Origin of the sequence: Mesorhizobium sp. M7A.F.Ca.US.005.03.2.1 (genome assembly GCF_003997795.1) — a bacterium.
Lineage (GTDB): Bacteria > Pseudomonadota > Alphaproteobacteria > Rhizobiales > Rhizobiaceae > Mesorhizobium > Mesorhizobium ciceri.
In genome coordinates, this window is record NZ_RZRP01000845.1 from 1 (window position 1) to 2,686 (window position 2,686).

Consider the following 2,686-nt stretch of genomic DNA (forward strand, 5'->3'; position numbering starts at 1 on the left):
GCCATAGACGGTCTGCATGGCGAGCAGCTTGGCGGTCGCCGTCGGCAGACCGGCCTTCTCGGCGGCAACCGTCAGCGCTTCGATGAAATGGAAAATATAGGCCGGCCCCGATCCGGACACGGCGGTCACCGCATCCATCAGGCCCTCATCGTCGATGGTGGCCACTTCGCCGCTCGCCGACAAAAGGTCGGCGACGAAACGCTTGGTGTCATCGGACACGAGCTTGTTGGAGAACACCACCATCATGCCCTTGCCGATCGCCGCGGGCGTGTTGGGCATGCAGCGCACGATCGGCGCGCGGTTGCCGAGGATTTCCTCGAAGGTGGCGGCAGGCGTGCCGGCGGCGATGCTGACGAAGGTGGTGCGGCCGTCGCCGAAGCGCTTGTAGGCGGCCGTGACGTCGCGGATCACCTGCGGCTTCACCGCGATGACGACGAGATCGGGCAGGGCATCGGCCGGTATGCTACCGGCATCGGCTGATGTCACGCAGCCCAGCGTTGCCGCGCGATTGCGCAGATCGGCATTGGGCTCGACCACGAAAACCGCCGACGGCGCGAGCTTGCCGGATTTCAGCCAGCCCGAGAGCATGGCGTAGCCCATATTGCCGCAGCCGGCGAGAACAAGCCTGATCGTCATCGAAAGCCCTCCAAAGGAAGGCCTTCACATAGACGCTGGCGCTTCCCTGGGGAAGCCCCATCAGGATCGCGAGCCACGATCGGGATCGCGCACCGCGATTGGCCGCAGCGACACTTGCCTGAGGCCGAGCACGCCGAGCACGAAGAACAGCCAGACCGGGTCGCCGCGATGGAAGAAGAAGCTTTCGAGGAAAGCGTTAAGCGCCGTGAACAGCACCACCATCATGAAGAAGTCGCCGAGAAAGATGTTTTCCCTGCGCAACGGAATGCGCATGTAGTCGCGCAGCGGCGCGATGAGGAAGGTGTAGACCGCCACGCATAGTGCCGGAATGCCCATCAGCACGGCGATGTCGAGATAGCCGTCATGGCCGTGCACGATGGTCCTGATGTCCCAGGGCCGGTCGAAGGGCTGGTCCTGGTTGAGCAAGAGCGGCGTGCCCCAGAAGCTTTCATAGCCGTAGCCGGTCCATGGCTTCTTCGCCAGCATGCTGCCGGCGAACTCCCACAGCGTCGTGCGGCCGGTATAGGTCATGCCGGGGAAATAGATCGCCGCCAGATGTTTTACAGGCGGCAGGAAGACGATGCCCAGCGTGCCGACCGCCGTGGCGATGATGGCCAGCGCAAACAGGATCGGCGTGCCGAGCCGCATGCCTATCAGGCTCGGGAACATGACGATCAGGATCGAGAACGGCACCAGGCCGGCTGTCGTCTTGGAGCCGGTGTGCAGCATGAAGATCATCGCCGCGAAGAAGATCCCGGCGCCCCAGTAGCGCTGCCCGCGCCGGTAGAGATAGAGGCCTGCGAAGCTGAGGCAGGCCATGACCGGCCCGGCAATGTTCTTGTGGGTGAACACGCCGCGCCACAGTCCGGCATGTTCGGGCTCCTGCGAGTCGGCTGTGTGCATCGCCTCGTGCGGAAAGACGATGAGGCCGAGATAGGAAAGGCCCATGACCACGACGGCGGTGAAGATGATCACCTTCGAGAAGGCTTCGGCGTCGCGCGGCAGCACCAGGATCGTCGCCATCGTCAGGATGCCGATCAGCGTGAAGGAGGCGGCGCGCATGGCCGAAGGCGGATCGGTCGACAGGATCACCGAGAGGAAAAAGAAGCCCAGCATCAACACCCAGGATGGGCTCAGCAGCGAGCGCACCACGCGCGGATCGGCAAAGGCCATCAGCGAGAAGATCGACATGGCGCCGAGCGAACCGAAGCCAAGCTGGTTGACGATGTCGCCGCCTTGACCGGTGAGTTCGGCGCCGCCCGGCTGGAACGGCCGGAACGACACCATGATGACGGTGAACAGCAGCGCGGCAATGGCGGTGGCCACGCCTTCGCGCGTGAACGCGTCGCCGAGCGGCGCGCGCTCAGTTTTTCTCAGGCTGGCGGTATTGCTCATTGGCATATCCGAATTCGGCCAGCACGCGGCCCAGCGCCACATGGACGGGGTAGATGGCGATCGCCGGCGATCGGGTCCGCGCCAGCCGGATCAGGCCGCGAAACGGCGAGGCGGCAAGCAGTGCCAGGCTCTTCAGCAACACTTTGGCGCCGGCCATTGGCGTGCCGGCGCGCTTCTTCTTTTCGACCAGTGTCGAGATGACGCCGTTGCGCAGGCTGCGGGCGCGGATCCAGTCGGCTTCGATACGCCGCGCCGGAACGGTTTCCAGCACCTTGGCCTCGGCGCACCAGCCCAGCACAAAGCCCTTTTGCACCGACCGGCTGAGAAAGTCGGAATCGCCGCCGCCCATGAAATTGAATCTGAGATCGAGAAAGGGCGGACCCATGGCGATCAGCACGTTGCGCCCGACCAGAAGATTGCCCGACGAATAGAGCGCCGGCACGCGTCCGGTTTCCCGGTAAGGCGGCGCGAACACCGGATGGTCTGCCCATCGCGCATGGGCGGGGTCGGCAAACACGGGCACCTGCGGGCCGCCGACAATGTCGGCGCCGAGCGTTTCGGCAGCCAGGCACATCCGTTCCAGCCACTGCGGATCGGCGATCTCGTCGTCGTCGATGACCAGCAGATGCCTGAAGTTCGGGAATTGCAGGATGGC

3 protein-coding genes are annotated in these 2,686 nt (G+C 64.5%); all 3 read right to left on the bottom strand.

The window, feature by feature from the left end:
* Positions 1–636, bottom strand: a 636-nt coding sequence (locus tag EN991_RS31325; RefSeq protein ID WP_127370198.1) for a pyrroline-5-carboxylate reductase, incomplete at its 3' end; no start/stop codon positions are given.
* A gap of 60 nt (positions 637–696) precedes the next feature.
* A complete protein-coding gene (locus EN991_RS31330) occupies positions 697–2,031 on the bottom strand; it encodes an O-antigen ligase (protein WP_013530224.1) in 1,335 nt (444 codons plus the stop codon).
* Positions 2,000–2,686, bottom strand: a 687-nt coding sequence (locus EN991_RS31335) for a glycosyltransferase (protein WP_127370199.1), incomplete at its 5' end; no start/stop codon positions are given. The genes EN991_RS31330 and EN991_RS31335, both read right to left, overlap by 32 nt.